Source organism: Nocardiopsis flavescens (assembly GCF_900141985.1).
In the GTDB taxonomy this organism is placed as follows: domain Bacteria; phylum Actinomycetota; class Actinomycetes; order Streptosporangiales; family Streptosporangiaceae; genus Nocardiopsis; species Nocardiopsis flavescens.
This window is the reverse complement of sequence record NZ_FQZK01000053.1, coordinates 5951-8445: the sequence shown is the minus strand read 5'-3', so window position 1 is coordinate 8445 and position 2495 is coordinate 5951. Positions and strand designations below refer to the sequence as shown.

Sequence of the window (2495 nt, the reverse complement as noted above, 5' to 3'; positions counted from 1 at the left end):
CCCCGACCCCGCCGTGGTCGGCGACCTCTCCTGGCCCAAGGACCTGCGGTCCGTCCTGCCCCCGCCCGGGTCCACCGAGGTCCAGGTGTTCAGCGCCCGGGTCCACGACCTGGACACCCTGGGTCCGGACGGACGCTCGCTGACCGGGGAGACGGGCGAGGGCTCGGGCACCCGCCGCGCACCGGCCGAGGAGCCGGGCGGCGACGAACGGCCCGCCCCCGTGCGCCGCGACCCCGACCGCGACGACGACCCGGACGACGACCCCGACGACGGGTCCGGAGCCGAGACCACCGACGACGAACGCGACCCCGCCGACCCCGACGTCTACGACGGCTCCCTCACCGTGGACCGCGACGGCGAGGCCCACGACCTCGACTACCTCGTCGGCTCCCGCATGGTCGGACCCGGCCGGCTGCGCACCGACGGCGTCCCCGCGGCGATCGAGCGCTCCCTGCGCGGGATGCGCCCGCGCATGCCCCGGGCCGTGCGGGATCAGGTGCTGGCGGAGGTCGACCGCATCGCGCGCCAGGAGGGCATGGACCCGTTCTTCACCGGCAACGGGCGCGAGGTCACCGTCGGGACCGACGGGAACCGGTGGTCGGTCCGCGTCAAGCTGTCCTCCGACCGGCCCGACGGCGAGGGCCCGCCGGCCTACCGGCACGTGCCGATCCGCGAGGGCGAGGGCACCGACGCCGCGATCATCGGCGGCCAGGAGCGTACCCGCACCACCGCCTCCGGCGACACCCTCGCGCGGGGGGCACGCCGGGGCATGAGCGTGAAGTTCACCGCCAACCCGCTGTACTTCGGACCGACCTTCCTCGGCGACCCGATCGGCCCCAGCCTCACGGTGGGCGCCAGCGGCGGCACCCGGCTGCGCGGCGGGACCAGCGGCGGTTCCTCGACGTCCACCGCCGTGCAGGCGATGGACAACAGCGCGCCGGCCGAGGTCTACACCACCGACCTGCGCATGGACCTCGGTGTCACCCCGCCGACCGGGCCGACGGCCCTGACCCCCCGCCCCGCGGTGGTGCGCGACGGACTGGCCCTCATCCTGTCCGGCAAGCCGGAGCGGTTCCCCGAGGGCGCCCCCGCCCACATCAGCCTCCCCCGGCCGCCCGCCGGAGAGGGGGCCGACGACGCCTCCTCCGGCTCCGAGGGGCCCGCGCCGCGCCCCAACCCCCGGACCCTGCACGGCGGCCTGCCCATCAAGGTCGAGCGGATCGTCCCCCACGGCGGGGAGGAGGGCACCGCCCCCACCCACACCGACCTCGGGACCTGGCTGGCCGACCGCCTCGCGCCGAACGGCGCCGAGGGCGCCACCGGCCGGCGCGCCCGGGGCTCCCGGGGCCAGGCGGCCCGCGACCTGCACAACGCGATCCGGACCGTGCTCGACAACGACTCCCTCCAGGAGTACCTGCCGCACCTGGACCGGGGACCGATCACGATCAAGCTCTTCCAGGAGGACGGCACCTCCCGGATGGTGCGCCTGGCGTCCTCGGCCACCGAGTACCGCGCCTACGGGCACGCCCCGCACCTGGGCGAGCTCACCCGCCACGACGGGTCCGAGCACACCGTCACCTCCTCCGGCAGTCGCAGCCGGAGCTTCGGTTTCAGCTTCGGCGGCGGCGTGAACATCGAGCTGTCGCTGCCCGGCGGCGGCATGACCCGCATCGACGTGCCCACCGTGGAGTACGTCTACTCCCGCACCCTGGACAGCGAGGGGCACTCCTCCTCCCGGACCGGCTCCCGACGCACCATCGCCCGCGACATCGCCGACACCGAGGACTTCCTCGCCTACCGCGTCGAGCGCGACCTCTTCGTGCACATCGAGGGGGAGCCCTCTCCGCACGCCTTCACCGGCGAGACCGTCGAGGTCCTCTCCCACCGCGACGCGGACACCCTGCACGCCGCCGCCGGGGGCGGGCCGCGCGGGCGCGACCACGGCGAGGACCCCCGCCCGCCCATGGCCCACCTGCGCGGGGACACCGTCACCGACCTCAGCGGCACCACCGTGCTCGGCTTCGACCGGCCCGAACGGGACCCCGGCACGGAGGACGGGGACGGTGCGCAGGCCCGGGACGACGCGGAGTCCTCGGACGGCACCGAGGACGCGCCGGACGACGGCTCCACGGTGTACGAGCGCCTCCAGCGGGAGGTGCTGGAGTCCATCGCCCGCGAGCACCCGGGCATGGTCATCCCGGACATGGCCCGCAACCGGTCCGACTACGCGCTGCGCCCCGGCAACGAGGGCGCCTCGTTCGGCGAGAAGAAGTGGCGCGAGGTCTACGGCCTGCGCCGCAACTACAACGTGGCGCGCGAGAACACCCTGCGCGTCCTGGACGCCCTGACCCCCGACGCGCTGCACAACGGCAGCAGGAAGCTGACGTCGGACCTGGGCCTGATGATCCACCTCGCCGAGAACGCGGCCGTGGACCCGCCGCTCACGCTCAAGGGCAAGGAGGTCGTGCGCCCGGACAGCGTCACCGTGCACGTCC

At 75.2% G+C, this 2495-nt stretch carries 1 protein-coding gene; it reads left to right on the top strand.

Going from position 1 to position 2495, the window contains the following annotated elements:
- Positions 1-2495 (top strand): hypothetical protein (locus BUE45_RS32855; protein WP_218619614.1); only part of this gene is annotated, 2495 nt, incomplete at both ends.